This is a genomic window from Brucella sp. TWI432, assembly GCF_039674445.1.
In the GTDB taxonomy this organism is placed as follows: domain Bacteria; phylum Pseudomonadota; class Alphaproteobacteria; order Rhizobiales; family Rhizobiaceae; genus Brucella; species Brucella chromiisoli.
Genome location: NZ_JBDJNL010000001.1, coordinates 786,967 through 801,667, shown reverse-complemented (window position 1 = coordinate 801,667; position 14,701 = coordinate 786,967). Strand labels below are relative to the sequence as shown.

Sequence of the window (14,701 nt, the reverse complement as noted above, 5' to 3'; positions counted from 1 at the left end):
CGGAGTTTCCTCCGGGCTTTTTTACTTCACTAGCGTTTAAAACTGCCCAAAATGCCACGCACCAATGCGCGGCCAAGCGATGTGCTCACGGAACGTACCACGGACTTCATAGCCGTTTCAGCGACCGTCTGACGACCCGACCGGCGACCACCGGTCCCAAATGCGGTTCCCATAATTTCGCCGAGAAGACCGCCACCTTCACCGGATTCCTCCTGCTTGGCCTTCTGCTGCGCGTCTGCTGCGGCCTGCGCTTTTCGCGCCAGCATTTCAAAGGCAGAATCGCGATCGACAGCCTGATCATATTGACCGGCAACCGGGCTTGCCGCGATGATCCGGGCGCGCGCTTCAGGCGTTAATGGGCCAATCTGCGAAGCTGGCGGGCGGATCAATGTGCGCTGTACCATTGAGGGCACACCCTTCGCCTGCAAGGTCGAAACAAGCGCTTCACCCGTTGCGAGATTGGTAATCGCCTCAAACGTCTTGAAATCTGGGTTTGGACGGAATGTACCCGCAGCGGTCTTCACAGCGTTGGTTTCGCGCGGTGTATAAGCACGAAGCGCGTGCTGCACACGATTACCAAGCTGCGCGAGCACCGTTTCCGGCACATCAAGCGGGTTCTGTGTTACGAAATAAACGCCGACGCCTTTCGAGCGAATGAGGCGCACCACCTGCTCCACGCGATCGACAAGTGCCTTCGGCGCTTCATCAAACAGTAAATGCGCTTCATCAAAGAAGAAGACGAGCCTTGGTTTATCGGGATCCCCCACTTCCGGGAGCTCCTCGAACAATTCCGACATGAGCCAAAGCAGAAACGTCGAATATAGACGCGGGCTCATCATCAGCTTATCCGCCGCAAGCACACTGACAACGCCACGACCATCTGTCGTGGTGCGGATCAAATCCGCGATTCGCAGCGCTGGTTCGCCAAAGAATTTTGAGCCGCCCTGCTGGTCAAGCACCAGCAACGAACGCTGGATCGCACCAACGGAGGCTTTGTTGACATTGCCATATTTGGCCGAAAGCTCCGCTGAACGCTCAGCCATTTCTGTAAGAATTGCCTGCAAATCTTTCAGATCGAGCAGCAGCAGACCTTCTTCATCGGCCAAACGGAAAGCGACATTCAAAACGCCTTCCTGCGCGTCGGTCAGGTTCATCAGCCGTGAGAGCAGCAGCGGCCCCATTTCGGAAATCGTCGCACGGACCGGATGACCCTGCTCACCAAATATATCCCAGAAAATGACCGGCGATGCCCGCACTTCATATGGATCAAGCTTAACTTCTTCGGCGCGTTTGCTCAGATTATCATTGAGCACGCCCTTCGCGGCAATGCCGGACAAATCACCCTTGATATCTGCACAGAAAACTGGAACGCCTGCCGCCGAAAAACTTTCGGCCAAAACCTGCAACGTAACCGTTTTACCCGTACCCGTCGCCCCCGTAACAAGGCCGTGCCTGTTACCATATTTCAGCGCCAGATATTCGGGCTGCTGATAAGAATCATCTGGTTTGCGGCTTGCACCAAGGAAAATGGCATCGTCGACAGTCATCAGGCAGGTCGCTCCGTAAAAGATCTACTGACATCAGGTTATACAAGCACCATCGCGCTGCAACAATGATTAAGCGGATTTTCTGCTTTGATGTTTAATTTCACGGCGCTAAGTTTTTAAAAACAGAATTATTTTAAGCCATGAAAGCTTGCAAAGTCCCGATGACAATGCATATTACGTAAACGTAAGATTTTGGGAGACTTTCTATGGATGAACTGATTGCACGCATCACCTCCAATGTTGGCATTGATGCGGCAACGGCGGAGAAAGCCGTTGGTATGATTTTGGCATTTCTGCAAAAGGAAGGTCCAGCCGACAAGGTTCAGCAGCTGATCGCAGCTTTCCCCGGCGCGGAAGAAGCCATTTCGCAGGTTAAGGGCGGCGGACTCCTGTCCGGCCTGATGGGTGGTGTTATGGGCCTCGGCTCGCAACTCATGGGTGCTGGCCTCGGCATGGGTGAAATCTCTGGCGTTGCCAAAGAAACCATTCGCTTTGCAAAAGAAAAGGCTGGCGATGAACCTGTAGACGCCGTGATCGGTGCAATTCCGGGTCTCGGACAGTTCATATAAGCTCTTATTGTAAAACAAAGGTCCCGGTCTTCCGGGACTTTTTTTATTTTTTTTGTATGACTTTTACGCCGACATGTTTTGACCGTCCTGCGCCCCAGCCATTAATCGCAGCGCCAAGGCCAATCAAAGCAAAAAAGAGGCCGCAGGCCGCAAAACTACCCGTAGCACTGTGAATCAGTCCAACCACCAGCGGTCCGACGGAAGCCAGTGTATAACCAATGCATTGCGCCATACCGGAAAGATGCGCCGCCGTATGCGAATCCGGCGAACGCAAGACAATCACCATCATGGCCGCAGCGATAAGACCGCCCTGCCCGAAGCCCTGAATGATCGCAAGCAACCAGAAACTCCATTGCGGCAGATAAAGAAAGCCAATCAGCGGGAGTGCTGCGCTCATGCAAAGCACAACATTGAGCAGGCTTTGGCTTTTCTGCCTCACCGCAATCGACGGGATTGCCAGACAGGTGATGACCTGCACCATAATGGAGAATGAAACCAGCCCTCCGGCTGCGGTTGCGCTCAGTCCCTGTTCACGCAAAATCGGTGCGAGCCAGCCAAAAACCACATAGGCCATAGAAGACTGAAGCCCCATGAACAGTGTGACTTGCCATGCAAGCTTGTCTTTCCACAAGCCCATAACCTTAAAGCCAGAATGTGCGACATTGTGTTTTGCGCGCAAGGCTTGTGGCAACCAAAGTGCCAAAACAAGTGCTGCCGGCAAAGCCCAGAAGGCCAGGGCCAGGTTCCAAGAACCACCCAGCATATGCTCAATCGGAATGGTGAAACCGGCCGCTGCTGCCGCGCCGCCACAAAGCGCCATTGTATAAAGCCCGGTCATAATAGCTGCGGTTTTTGGGAAATCGCGTTTCACCACGCCCGGCAGCAACACATTGCCCGTAGCAATTGCGGCGCCTGCAAGTGTCGCGCCTATGTAAAGTGATGCTGAATTTCCGATGCCGCGTATCGCCGTACCAATCGTCAAAGCGACAAGCACAAACAACAGAACTTTTTCAGCACCGAAGCGCTGCGCAAGGCGCGGCGCAAAAGGCGCGAAAACCCCGAGACAAACCACCGGCAAGGTCGTCAAAACACCTGCCGCCACACCCGACATACCAGTTGCGTCGATGATTTCAGGCAACAGCACGGACACGCTGGAGAAAACAGGCCGCAGGTTTGCCGCGATCAGAACAAGGCTCAGGCCAAGAAGGATACGCAGCGCTTTGCTTTGCTTTTCCGGCTCAGGCGGTTGCGGCACGCTGTCTGTTTCAGCATCAACCAGTGAGGCCTCAGCCGCAGGGTTTGTGTGGCTCATATCGCCAGCACCTTTCATTTCAATCTCATCACAAGACAGCGGTGTACTACATCGTACACCTGGAGCAATAGCTTAAACATTGTGATAAATACCGCTATGAAGCTGCTTGCCGCATTCCGTTAACATTTTTAACGCAATGTGGCGGGTAAAATTTCAGACTTCGCAATCGGGTGCCGCATGATCAATCTTTACTGCCTTAATGGAGATCATCTTGAACGTGTCGAGGTAGAGCCCGGCACGCCTTTGCCTGATAATATTATCTGGATTGATCTGCTCGCACCGGGCGTCAATGAAGATCACGTCGTTGAAGCATGGACTGGCATCTCGATTCCTACCCGCGAAGACATGACGGAAATTGAAGAATCGAGCCGATTCTACATGGAAAATGGCGCGCAGTATCTGACGGTGCCGATCCTTCATGCGGTCGATCTGGATCACCGTGAGCTCGCGCCCGTTACATTCGTCCTTTACGGGCAAAGACTGGTCACTGTGCGCTATGCCGATCCCAAATCAGTCAGCATTTATATCAACCGCGCGACCAAACCCGGAAATGGTCTGATCCCGAACGCCAAATGCTCCGGTCTTTCGATCATGCTTGGCATTATTGAGGCAACCACTAACCGCCTGGCGGATATACTGGAAAGTGTTGCTGGCAAAATTGATGCAGCCTCACATTCGATCTATCGCCGCCAACCAAAGGCGCGGCCAATGACGACAGAGGATTTCCGGAATATTCTCACGCAGATCGGCGGACAGGGTACGTTTCTATCGCGAATGCGGGAAAGTCTTGCTGGCGTCAGTCGCATGCTTGTCTATCTGTCTGCGATCAACAGCCCTGTTGCGACCAAAAAAGACACACGTTCCTGGATCAAATCGCTGGAGCGCGATACACAGTCGCTCGTCGCTTACGTGGATTTTCTATCCAATAAAGTTACGTTCCTGCTTGATACGATTGTCGGTCTAATCTCTGTCGAGCAAAACGCAATCATCAAGATTTTCTCAGTTGCAGCCGTGGGCTTCATGCCGCCGACACTCGTCGCATCCATCTATGGTATGAACTTCTCGTTCATGCCGGAGCTGCATTCGCAATGGGGCTATCCGATGGCGCTGGGCCTGATGGTGGCCTCAGCGCTTCTGCCGCTGTTCTATTTCCGCCGAAAAGGGTGGCTGTAAATCATATCTTGAAAGCCAGAATCTCCCAGTCCTTGCCATTGATCTTCAAAACATCGCCCACCGGCTTGCCAAAAAGCATGATGGCCACAGGCGAAACGTGGGAAATTTTGCCGCTGGCGGGGTCGGCCTCGTCTTCGCCAACAATGGTCCATACCCGCGTGCCACCATCATCGAGGTTTTCCAGCTCCACCGTCATGCCAAAGCGCACAACATCGCTATCCGGCTCGGGCACGGATAGTTCTGCTGTTTCGCGACGTGACGTCCAGTAGCGGAGATCACGCGAAAGACGGGCAATTGCCGAACGCTCTCCTGCAATATTCGCCTCTGCCAGTTCGCGATGAAGACGCGCAAGCTCGTCTTCAATCATCTTCAGGCCATTGGCCGTGACGAGATTGCGATGCGGACTAATGGGACGTTCGCCGAGATCCGTCGGCGCGTCATCCTGTTCTTTGGTGAAAGCTCTGCTCATCGTCTGAATGTATCCAGAGCCGCTATTTCCCGCAAGCCCACAGATTTGGCCTCATACGCGGCGAAATTAATTCGCATTTCCCTGCATCAAGAGTTTTTATTGATTGATCAGTCAATCAAATATAAAATGCATTCAAACTCACCCTCAACCCGGATGACGATTATGCCCAAAATCGGGATGGAGCCTTTACGGCGGCGCGAACTGATCGACGCTGCCATTCGTACAATCGGCCAGCGTGGTTCGCTGGACGTGACGGTTGCGCAGATTGCGCATGAAGCTGGCGTTTCGCCTGCGCTCGCGCATCATTATTTTGGCGGAAAGGACAAGCTTATTCTCGCTACCATGCGCCATTTGCTGCGTGAGCTGGGTAGCGATCTGAATGCGGCTGTGAAACTTGCGGAAACCCCGCATCAGCGTTTAGCAGCAATCATTGCCGTCAATTTTTCGGCGTCACAGTTTGCGCAGGAGACCATTGCAGCCTGGCTGACTTTCTACGTCCATGCGCAGCAGTCCGAAGACACAAGACGGCTTTTGCGCATCTATGCGCGTCGTCTGCATTCCAATTTTGTCTTCGCGCTGGAGCAACTCACCAGCCGCGAGCGTGCAAACCGTATTGCGGAAGGTGCCGGTGCACTGATCGATGGGCTTTATATCCGCCACGCCCTCGGCGCCGATGCGCCCAATGCAGATTCAGCGATTGCGCTTGTCGAAGATTACATCGCTGTTCAGCTTGCGGCGGAGAAATAAAAATGGAAGCGGATTTCGTTATCATCGGCTCAGGTTCCGCTGGCTCGGCCCTTGCCTATCGCCTGTCGGAAGACGGCCAGCATTCGGTCATCGTCATCGAGTTCGGTGGCCCGGACATTGGTCCGCTGATCCAAATGCCTGCCGCCCTCTCCTTCCCCATGAATATGGAAACCTATGACTGGGGCTTTTCAACTGAAGCTGAGCCACATATCGGTGGGCGTCATCTGGTGACACCACGTGGTAAGGTGGTAGGCGGCTCATCATCCATCAACGGTATGGTCTATGTGCGCGGCCATGCACGCGATTATGATCATTGGTCGGAAAGCGGCGCACGCGGCTGGTCCTTTGCGGACGTACTGCCTTACTTCAAACGGATGGAAAACTCCCACGGTGGGCAAGAAGGCTGGCGCGGCACCCATGGCCCGTTGCATATTCAGCGTGGACGTCGCGACAACCCGCTGTTTAAGGCCTTTGTTGATGCAGGAAAACAGGCAGGCTTTGAAGTCACAGACGACTATAATGGCGAGAAGCAAGAAGGCTTCGGTCCGATGGAGCAGACGATTCATAATGGACGTCGCTGGTCTGCTGCAAATGCCTATCTCAAACCTGCGCTCAAACGCCCTAATGTAAAGCTCGTCAAAGGACTGGCGCGCAAAATCGTGATGGAAGGCAAGCGCGCCGTGGGTGTTGAGATCGAAGCAGGCCGAAGCTTCTCGACCATCCGCGCGCGGCGCGAAGTCATCATCGCCGCATCGTCTATTAATTCGCCTAAGCTGCTGATGCTTTCGGGCATTGGCCCAGCTGCGCAGCTTAAAGAACACGGCATTGAAGTGCTGGCTGACCGGCCCGGTGTTGGCCAAAACCTGCAGGATCATCTGGAAGTCTATATCCAGCAGGAATGCACGCAGCCGATCACGCTCTACTCGAAACTCAACCTGTTTTCCAAAGCCATGATCGGCGCACAATGGTTGTTCTTCAAAACTGGTGACGGCGCGACAAACCACTTTGAATCTGCCGCCTTTGTGCGTTCGAAAGCGGGTGTCGAATATCCGGATATTCAATATCACTTCCTGCCGGTCGCTATCCGCTATGACGGCAAGGCAGCAGCAGAATCCCATGGCTTTCAGGCACATGTCGGACCAATGCGCTCAAAATCGCGTGGTAGTGTGACGCTTCGCTCTGCCAATCCACGCGAAAAGCCACGCATTCAGTTCAATTATATGTCGCACGAGGATGACTGGGCCGATTTCCGTCATTGCGTGCGGTTAACCCGAGAGATTTTTGGGCAGGATGCGTTTGCATCCTATCGTGGTGCAGAAATCCAACCCGGCGCGCATGTTCAATCGGATGATGAGATCGACAATTTCATTCGCGAGCATGTGGAAAGTGCATTTCACCCTTGCGGAACCTGCAAAATGGGATCAGTTGACGATCCAATGGCCGTGGTTGATCCTGAATGCCGGGTTATTGGCGTTGAGGGATTACGGGTCGCGGATTCGTCCATTTTCCCGCGTATAACCAACGGCAATCTCAACGGCCCGTCGATCATGACCGGCGAAAAAGCGGCAGATCACATTCTGGGTCGCACGCCTTTGGCAAGGTCCAACCAAGAGCCATGGATTAACCCACGCTGGGAAGTATCTGATCGCTAATGAACTTCGAGGAGAATAGTATGAAAGTTCAACCCAAAGCCTCGCATTTCATCGGCGGTGCATTCGTGGACGATAAAGCTGGCAAGCCGCTTTCAGTCATATATCCGGCAACGGGCGAAGAAATTGCAAAGCTTTATTCAGCAACACCGGACGTCATCGAGAGCGCCTATGCAGCAGCATTGAAAGCGCAGGGCGAATGGGCGGCACTCAAGCCCGTAGAGCGAGGCCGCATTTTGCGCCGCACGGCTGAAATTCTGCGCGAAAAAAACAAAAAACTCTCCAAGCTTGAGACACTTGATACCGGCAAAGCGCTACAGGAAACACTGGTAGCGGACGCTGCGTCAGCCGCCGATGCGCTGGAGTTTTTTGGCGGTGTCATTTCCGGGTTCAATGGTGAATTCGTGGAGCTTGGTGGCTCGTTTGCCTATACACGTCGCGAAGCGCTCGGTATCTGCGTTGGGATCGGCGCATGGAATTATCCAATCCAGATCGCCGCATGGAAATCCGCGCCAGCACTCGCCATGGGCAATGCCTTCATCTTCAAGCCATCGGAAAACACCCCTCTTTCTGCCCTCGCGCTGGCGGAAGCCTATAAGGAGGCTGGCCTCCCCGACGGCCTGTTCAATGTGGTGCAAGGTTTTGGCGATGTCGGTGCCGCACTTGTCAATCACCGTCTGACAGCAAAGGTTTCGCTGACTGGTTCGGTTCCGACCGGCAAAAAAATCATGTCGCAGGCTGGCGAACAGCTCAAACATGTCACGATGGAGCTTGGCGGGAAATCGCCGATCATCGTTTTTGATGACGCCGATATTGAGAGTGCCATTGGCGGCGCGATGCTGGGTAATTTCTATTCGACAGGACAGGTCTGCTCCAACGGCACACGTGTTTTCGTACATAAAAACATTCAGGACGTCTTTATCGAACGTCTTGTTGAGCGCACCCGCAAAATCCGCATTGGCGACCCTCTGAATGAAGCAACCCAGATGGGTCCGCTCGTCAATGGCACGCAACGCGACAAGGTTCTGTCCTACATTGAAAAGGGCAAAGCCGAAGGTGCCACGCTCGCCTGTGGCGGCGGCATTCCAAAAATTCAGGGCTTTGATAAAGGCTATTTTATTGAGCCAACGGTCTTCACGGGTGTTACCGACATGATGACCATTGCGCGTGAGGAAATTTTTGGTCCAGTCATGAGTGTTCTGGAATTCTCTGACGAAGAAGAGGTGATCGCGCGTGCCAATAATAGCGAATTTGGCCTGGCGGCAGGTGTTTTCACCGCTGACAACGCCCGCGGTCATCGCGTGATTGGCCAGATCAAAGCAGGCACCTGCTGGATCAATGCCTATAATCTTACGCCGGTCGAAGTGCCTTTTGGCGGCTATAAACAATCGGGTTTTGGCCGTGAAAACGGCATTGCAGCATTGACCCATTATAGCCAGATCAAGACCGTCTATGTGGAAATGGGCAAGGTCGAAAGCCCTTATTGAATCTGACGTGACGAATTCTATATTTCCGTCGCTTTTCTTGATCGCATCAGAACAAAACCCAGCCAGAAATGCAGGCGCTTGATTTGATGCGATCATTTTTTATTTAAAACGATCAATAAACCTTAATTTTAAGCGCGTAAATATAAGTTAATTAAAATATTATTATTTAGAATAAATGAATACTTCATATAAAATATTTTATTCACACTAGCGAATCTTTTATTTTTTTATATATACTCAAATCAGCATCCATATACTTGCTTCGAAATCTTAAATTTTTGCTTATCCACATTTTCTAATTAAGTTTAGATGGGATTGAGATGGATATTGAACTCTTTTTATCGATGAACATGGAGTATTCCCAAGGCCGAGATAAGTTTGGGGTTGATGCATTTAAAGCCAATTATGAGGCGCCTAAAAACACCGGCCCTCATTTGAAAGGCTTTCGCGGAGTTTTACGCGAAAAAACGATGGAATCGCTGCTGTTGGGCAGCACAAATTTTAACAAGCAAAGCGATCAATGCGCCGAAAGACTGATCACGAATAATGGACTTGACCATTATATTCTTCACATCATTCTGGCGGGAACGCTGCACGGAAATTTTAACGGCATAGAGGTTTTCGCTCATCCGGGTGATATTATTCTTCTCAATTTATCGCAGGTGGTATCAAGCAGCACTGAAACAGATGGGCGGATCACAGTTCTCATCCCAAAACATGAGCTGGAAAAGCGCACCGGATGGAGAAAGTTGGATGGTTCCGTCCTTAAAGCGCAATCCCCAACAACGATTTTACTGTTTAACTATGTGAAGGATATGGTCGATATCAGTTCACAGCTCAATGCAACCGAAGCAACGGCTGCCAGAGAGGCAATGCTAACACTTTTGGCTTCCTGCATTAACGGCACGCAACAAGAATTAACAAACAGCGTAGCCATGAAACTGACCATGCGACATCGGATTCTGGCATATATTGATGATAACCTTACCAATTCTGCCCTAAAGCCAAGGTCTATCCAGCAGCATTTTCACGTCTCGCGCTCACATCTTTATCGAGCTTTCGAGGCAGATGGCGGCGTGGCAAAAGTCATTCGAGACAAACGGCTTGATCTTGCTTATCAACTATTGATTGAAATACAGGGCAAGCAGCTTTCGTTTAAAGAAATCGCCTATCGTTGTGGTTTTCAGAATACAAGCCAGTTTACCAAAGCATTTAAGAGCCTTTACAGCATCTCACCCAAAGAGGCCCGAAAAACCAACTCGCTGATAAGTGAATACAGTGATATTTCCATATTTCAAAAGCATTTGATTGCACAGAATGACCAATACAATATCGAAGAGGAAAAAGGGGCGGTAAAACCACCGCGCCGCCCATGAAGCAGAAACTTATATGATCATATTGCCGGTACGAATACTGCGCCAGACTGTTCCATCTGAATAAGCCATTTGCGCACCGCCGCTCGCGTTGTTCACAAAAACAATGGCTCCGGCACCGTGTTGAGAGGCAGATGGCAATCCGAACACCGGATAGGACGCCGGGCGAACGGGCCCATCAACATGCAGGCGGGTTGTCGGCAACATTGCCCCCACTGCAACATTGCCGGTTTCCCGGTCAACCTTCACCGCGACGCGCCAATTGCCGGCATCATTGCCAACCTTGATGCTGAAATTATCGTCACCACTCAGGCCCATCTCGGCATGCCCAGTCCAGCCTGACTGAAACAACAGGCTTGCGGTGTCAGCGGAGGTGTTTTTATTGACTTTTACCTGATGCCCTGCGCCGGCATTGTTAAACAGACTTGCCTCTGAAGAGAGTGCAAAACGGTTGGTCGCATCAGCCGTCGCTTGAATGCCCAGCATGGACAGAGAAAGACGTTCCGGGATGGAACTTGCGCCTTCCCACTGCGTGCCGTTAAACACCAGCAGGTTGCTTTCATCTTCAACATAAGCCAGCCAGCCTTTTGCCACAGCAATAAAAGACCAGCTGCCATCAACGAAGACGGCGATCATACCGGCCTTGCCTGCCCACAGCCCTGCAGCAGGTGCTGCAACGATATATCGTTCACCGGATAAAGGTGTTGCAGGCGCATCGGTTTGCGTGCGTGATTTCACGCTCAGATGTACAACTGCATCCAGCAATCGCAGCGCCTCATTAAGGGTCACGTGTTTCTGTGCCTGACTGGGCGCAATATAGGGAAGTTTGAGATTGGGTGTCTGATCCATGAAAAACTCCTCGCGGTAACAATGCGAGGAGTTTAATCGCTTGCCTGATGATGGGGATAAGTCAGCTCCCACGATATGTGGAATAAGACCAGGGGCTCACCAGCAGAGGCACGTGATAATTGCCGTCTTCATCTGCGATTGCGAAGCGGATCGGGATCAGATCAAGAAAAGGAGGATTGGCAACATCGGCGCCACGCCCCTCGAAATATTCAGCGACGTGAAACTGCAATTCGTAAGTGCCTTCCTGCATCTCACTGCCACTGAGTAATGGCTCATCCGTACGACCATCCAGATTGGTGACCGTGCGCTTAATCAGCTCAGTGCTTCCCAAAGCACCAAGCCTGTAAAGCTCTAAACGCATTGCCGCCGCCGGGCTGCCATGGGCCGTATCTAGAACATGTGTGGATAGCTTGCCCATGGTTCACCTCAGATTTGCTTTTCAGGAGCCGGAATTGTCTCTATGCGGTAGGTAACATCCGACAGGAAATATTCCTCCAGATTATCTTCACTGCCCGCGCGGTCAACAATAAGAAAATCCGATGTCTCTTCGAGAGACACCAACGGATGATGCCAGACATTGCGCCAGTAATTGACACCCTGATCACCCCGCACCAGAAATGCGCGTGGTCGGTCAGGCTTGCCATCGTTATCTTCGGCGACAACCACGAGAAACGGCCTGCTATTGAGCGGAACAAAAGCCTGCGAACCAAATGGATGCCGCTCCAGCATGACAATATCGATGGGTAGCTTAAAAAACTGACCGCGAAATATATTGATCAGAACACGCGCATTGGTGCCCGCCGCCTCAACGCGGGCCAGATCGTGAAAGCGCTCCGTTGTGCCATTGTTGATAAGACGGCGCTCGGCCCCCTCCACTTCAATCACATCCCCAAAAGGCGCGAAAGCGGCCTTTGTCAGCCGCTCAACCTCAAGCACTTCAAACTTCACTCAGCCCTCCCCCAGTCACTGAACGCATCTTGCATAGCAAAGCGTCGCATCCAAAGCATTGTCAATCGCGAAGCAGTTTCAACAGACAGATGAAAAAGGCCGGGATTGTCACCCGGCCTTTCAAATTTACAGCGGTCTGGATCTGTCAGCGCTTGAACAAGGCGCTCACAGCTGGAACGCCACAGGCCGCAAGTGCGAGCTTGATCAGATCACCGACAATGAAAACGCCGAAGCCAAAGGCAATGCCTTTTTCAAGACCAAAGAGATAAGCCATCCAACCGGCACCCATGACAAGCACAACGAGTTCGGCAAGCAGCATCACACCACCCAGCGCCAAAGGATTACGGGCCAATCCCTTGTCGGCAGCGCGACCGATCATCCATGCAGCAACAAGATAGGAAAGAAGATAGCCGCCAGTCGGGCCGACCATATAGGCAAGGCCAATACCCTTTTCAGGCGTTCCGGTGAAAACCGGCATACCGAGTGCGCCTTCAAGCAGATAAAGCGCTACCGTTGCGACAGCAAGACGCGATCCATAGACCGCCGAAAGCGCAAAAAGCGCAAAGGTCTGCATCGTCACATTCACATAAAGAAGATCGACCTTGATATTTGCCGATATGGTCAGCACAGCGGTGCCGATCAGGGCAAGCGAGACAAAATAGAAAGCCCGTGCCAATTGCCCTGTGGGCAGATAGCTGGCGGCGAGTGATGCGGTGGCGGCTTTGGCCCGAGATCTGTTCTGCATTTTTATCTCACTCCTTAGACTGGGCGTTCCGGTTTGCAAAACCAGATAATCCATTTGAAACCTGACATTATAAATTCTAATCAATTCAGGCAATAAAACCAAAGAAGCATTGGACCATTCAATGGCGCTGGATTTCGACGGTCGTTTCTCTCCTGAATATGGAACTCCGATTGCCTTGAGTAAAGATATTTTACGCCTGACCGCAAATAATCCGAGCGCTTTCACATTTCATGGCACCAACAGCTACCTCATCGGAACGGATACCCTTGCCATCATCGATCCGGGCCCGAAAGATGAGGCGCATTTTCAGGCCCTTCTGGCAGCAATTGGTAACCGTCCGGTGAGCCATATTTTTGTGAGCCACACACATCGCGACCACTCGCCGCTCGCAAAGCGCTTAAAAGAGCAGACCGGCGCGCTTATCGTTGCTGAAGGTCCGCATCGCCCGGCCCGACCTTATCACAACGGCGAAGTGAATCTGCTCGAAGCCAGTGCGGATACTGATTTTGCTCCTGATCTGGCCTTGGCGGATGGCGAAAAAGTCGATGGCGACGGCTGGGTTTTGCGTGGCATACACACGCCCGGCCATGCCGCCAATCACATGGCCTTTGCCCTTAAGGACTCGGATGTTCTGTTTTCTGCCGATCATGTCATGGCGTGGGCGACCTCGATTGTAGCACCGCCGGATGGCTCCATGAGCGACTATATGGCGTCACTTGAAAAGCTGCTGGAGCGTGATGATCGTATCTATCTGCCCGGGCATGGTGGCGCTGTTACCAAACCCGCAGCTTTTGTGCGTGGTCTTCGCACACATCGCAAAATGCGGGAGCGCGCAATACTGGAGCGGATCGTGCAAGGCGACCGCACCATTCCCGATATGGTCAAGGCCATTTATCGCGATACCGATCCGCGTCTGCATGGTGCGGCCGCCTTGTCGGTGCTCGCGCACCTTGAAGACCTTGTGGGGCGCAATGAAATCACCACCGACGGCAATCCCTCGCTTAACGGTATTTATCAGCCAAAGTAATTATTCAGCATCAGCAGGCGCTTTGTTGACCTCTCCCTCAAGTGCGCTCAAAAACTGCGTAATGAAAGCTGCGTTCAGCCCCATGTCGCGATCGCCATAATGTGATAAAGACCGCATATCAACATAGGTGGTTTCGCCTTTGTCAAGCAGCCGGATCACCACATCGCTTTTCAGGCCAAGAATTGGACTATGCGCAATCACAGCAAAACGGATCGCGTTTTGTTGTGACAAGGGAATATCACGGTCAATTTGCGTCCAGCTAAAAGCTTTGAGCGTATTGACAACAGCTTGCGCCACACGATCAGGCGCAGCTTCATAGCGGCGTCCGATCACATCGGGATAAGCCGCCATCTGTCCCAGCATGTCCCCCTGAACGGCCTCTGAGAGCGGGTTCATCCCGGCCAAACGCTGCGGCATCGTTGATGGAAATTGTGGCGGCATCTCAAAATCGGTTGTCACATCAAAAATGCGTGCCGAGCCATACCAAAGATTACCCACAAAGCAGACCGGCAAAAGAACTGAAAACGCCAGAAACCCCGCCCAAAAGGAGCGCGCGCCGCCTTTATCTCCATTGACCCAGAGATTGCGCAGTCCTTTGGCTGCGCATAGCAAAGCCAATATTGCAATCACTGCACCAAGAGCAGCAATGAGAACGAAGTGTGGTGTTTCAAGCTTGCCAAACCTGTGCAGTAAGAGGCCAAGCACGGAGAGCACAAAGGCAAATATACCGAACCGCAATGCCCATATTGCGGAACGTGACTGCCTGCGTTGATAACGAAGTTTCCTCATGCAACGCCCCAGAATGA

General features: G+C 52.2%; 15 protein-coding genes. 7 read left to right on the top strand and 8 right to left on the bottom strand.

Annotation, left to right across the window (positions count from 1 at the left end):
* Positions 1-29: 29 nt before the first annotated feature.
* Entirely contained in the window at positions 30-1,547 is a 1,518-nt protein-coding gene (locus tag ABE527_RS03955) for a helicase HerA-like C-terminal domain-containing protein (RefSeq protein ID WP_499696187.1), read from the bottom strand.
* A gap of 206 nt (positions 1,548-1,753) precedes the next feature.
* Between ABE527_RS03955 and ABE527_RS03950 the strand changes: the two genes are divergently transcribed.
* The gene (locus tag ABE527_RS03950; RefSeq protein ID WP_265983158.1) at positions 1,754-2,116 is read left to right on the top strand and encodes a DUF2267 domain-containing protein; all 363 of its coding nucleotides are present in this window, start codon (positions 1,754-1,756) and stop codon (positions 2,114-2,116) included.
* A 43-nt stretch (positions 2,117-2,159) separates the two neighbouring features.
* Here ABE527_RS03950 and ABE527_RS03945 read toward each other — a convergent pair whose 3' ends face one another.
* Positions 2,160-3,428: a CynX/NimT family MFS transporter gene (locus ABE527_RS03945; protein WP_265983853.1), complete on the bottom strand. Its 1,269-nt coding sequence runs from the start codon at positions 3,426-3,428 to the stop codon at positions 2,160-2,162.
* A 177-nt stretch (positions 3,429-3,605) separates the two neighbouring features.
* On the opposite strand from ABE527_RS03945, the gene ABE527_RS03940 reads away from it, so the two are divergent.
* Positions 3,606-4,601, top strand: a complete 996-nt coding sequence (locus ABE527_RS03940; RefSeq protein ID WP_396996436.1) for a magnesium transporter CorA family protein — start codon at positions 3,606-3,608, stop codon at positions 4,599-4,601.
* A gap of 1 nt (position 4,602) precedes the next feature.
* Here ABE527_RS03940 and ABE527_RS03935 read toward each other — a convergent pair whose 3' ends face one another.
* Positions 4,603-5,070 carry a GreA/GreB family elongation factor gene (locus ABE527_RS03935; protein WP_265983156.1) on the bottom strand — a complete coding sequence of 156 codons (468 nt, stop codon included), beginning with the start codon at positions 5,068-5,070 and terminating at the stop codon, positions 4,603-4,605.
* 162 nt (positions 5,071-5,232) lie between these two features.
* Here ABE527_RS03935 and betI point away from each other — a divergent pair, with 162 nt between their 5' ends.
* From betI to ABE527_RS03915, 4 genes are all read left to right on the top strand, one after another.
* Positions 5,233-5,817, top strand: coding sequence for a transcriptional regulator BetI (gene betI / locus ABE527_RS03930; protein ID WP_265983155.1), 585 nt, complete (start codon positions 5,233-5,235; stop codon positions 5,815-5,817).
* Between the two features lie 2 nt (positions 5,818-5,819).
* On the top strand, positions 5,820-7,469 hold the full coding sequence (betA, locus tag ABE527_RS03925) for a choline dehydrogenase (RefSeq protein WP_499696186.1): 1,650 nt from the start codon (positions 5,820-5,822) through the stop codon (positions 7,467-7,469).
* A gap of 20 nt (positions 7,470-7,489) precedes the next feature.
* A complete protein-coding gene (gene betB, locus ABE527_RS03920) occupies positions 7,490-8,953 on the top strand; it encodes a betaine-aldehyde dehydrogenase (protein WP_499696185.1) in 1,464 nt (487 codons plus the stop codon).
* A gap of 320 nt (positions 8,954-9,273) precedes the next feature.
* The gene (locus ABE527_RS03915; protein WP_499696184.1) at positions 9,274-10,329 is read left to right on the top strand and encodes a helix-turn-helix domain-containing protein; all 1,056 of its coding nucleotides are present in this window, start codon (positions 9,274-9,276) and stop codon (positions 10,327-10,329) included.
* A gap of 9 nt (positions 10,330-10,338) precedes the next feature.
* Here ABE527_RS03915 and ABE527_RS03910 read toward each other — a convergent pair whose 3' ends face one another.
* The 4 genes from ABE527_RS03910 to ABE527_RS03895 all read right to left on the bottom strand — a co-directional run bounded on the left by ABE527_RS03910 (position 10,339) and on the right by ABE527_RS03895 (position 12,868).
* Positions 10,339-11,175 carry a DUF2793 domain-containing protein gene (locus ABE527_RS03910; RefSeq protein WP_499696183.1) on the bottom strand — a complete coding sequence of 279 codons (837 nt, stop codon included), beginning with the start codon at positions 11,173-11,175 and terminating at the stop codon, positions 10,339-10,341.
* A 61-nt stretch (positions 11,176-11,236) separates the two neighbouring features.
* A complete protein-coding gene (gene uraH / locus ABE527_RS03905) occupies positions 11,237-11,593 on the bottom strand; it encodes a hydroxyisourate hydrolase (RefSeq protein ID WP_265983150.1) in 357 nt (118 codons plus the stop codon).
* A gap of 8 nt (positions 11,594-11,601) precedes the next feature.
* Entirely contained in the window at positions 11,602-12,123 is a 522-nt protein-coding gene (locus ABE527_RS03900; protein ID WP_499696182.1) for an ureidoglycolate lyase, read from the bottom strand.
* Positions 12,124-12,268: 145 nt separating this feature from the next.
* Positions 12,269-12,868 carry a biotin transporter BioY gene (locus tag ABE527_RS03895; protein WP_265983148.1) on the bottom strand — a complete coding sequence of 200 codons (600 nt, stop codon included), beginning with the start codon at positions 12,866-12,868 and terminating at the stop codon, positions 12,269-12,271.
* Between the two features lie 121 nt (positions 12,869-12,989).
* Between ABE527_RS03895 and ABE527_RS03890 the strand changes: the two genes are divergently transcribed.
* The gene (locus tag ABE527_RS03890) at positions 12,990-13,895 is read left to right on the top strand and encodes an MBL fold metallo-hydrolase (RefSeq protein WP_499696181.1); all 906 of its coding nucleotides are present in this window, start codon (positions 12,990-12,992) and stop codon (positions 13,893-13,895) included.
* Here ABE527_RS03890 and ABE527_RS03885 read toward each other — a convergent pair whose 3' ends face one another.
* Positions 13,896-14,684: a DUF1499 domain-containing protein gene (locus ABE527_RS03885; RefSeq protein WP_499696180.1), complete on the bottom strand. Its 789-nt coding sequence runs from the start codon at positions 14,682-14,684 to the stop codon at positions 13,896-13,898.
* Positions 14,685-14,701: the final 17 nt, after the last annotated feature.

Coding starts and splice junctions, on each gene's coding strand:
- ABE527_RS03955 (WP_499696187.1), bottom strand. CDS start 1,547: ATGACTGTCGACGATGCCATTTTCCTTGGTGCAAGCCGCAAACCAGAT.
- ABE527_RS03950 (WP_265983158.1), top strand. CDS start 1,754: ATGGATGAACTGATTGCACGCATCACCTCCAATGTTGGCATTGATGCG.
- ABE527_RS03945 (WP_265983853.1), bottom strand. CDS start 3,428: ATGAGCCACACAAACCCTGCGGCTGAGGCCTCACTGGTTGATGCTGAA.
- ABE527_RS03940 (WP_396996436.1), top strand. CDS start 3,606: ATGATCAATCTTTACTGCCTTAATGGAGATCATCTTGAACGTGTCGAG.
- ABE527_RS03935 (WP_265983156.1), bottom strand. CDS start 5,070: ATGAGCAGAGCTTTCACCAAAGAACAGGATGACGCGCCGACGGATCTC.
- betI (WP_265983155.1), top strand. CDS start 5,233: ATGCCCAAAATCGGGATGGAGCCTTTACGGCGGCGCGAACTGATCGAC.
- betA (WP_499696186.1), top strand. CDS start 5,820: ATGGAAGCGGATTTCGTTATCATCGGCTCAGGTTCCGCTGGCTCGGCC.
- betB (WP_499696185.1), top strand. CDS start 7,490: ATGAAAGTTCAACCCAAAGCCTCGCATTTCATCGGCGGTGCATTCGTG.
- ABE527_RS03915 (WP_499696184.1), top strand. CDS start 9,274: ATGGATATTGAACTCTTTTTATCGATGAACATGGAGTATTCCCAAGGC.
- ABE527_RS03910 (WP_499696183.1), bottom strand. CDS start 11,175: ATGGATCAGACACCCAATCTCAAACTTCCCTATATTGCGCCCAGTCAG.
- uraH (WP_265983150.1), bottom strand. CDS start 11,593: ATGGGCAAGCTATCCACACATGTTCTAGATACGGCCCATGGCAGCCCG.
- ABE527_RS03895 (WP_265983148.1), bottom strand. CDS start 12,868: ATGCAGAACAGATCTCGGGCCAAAGCCGCCACCGCATCACTCGCCGCC.
- ABE527_RS03890 (WP_499696181.1), top strand. CDS start 12,990: ATGGCGCTGGATTTCGACGGTCGTTTCTCTCCTGAATATGGAACTCCG.
- ABE527_RS03885 (WP_499696180.1), bottom strand. CDS start 14,684: ATGAGGAAACTTCGTTATCAACGCAGGCAGTCACGTTCCGCAATATGG.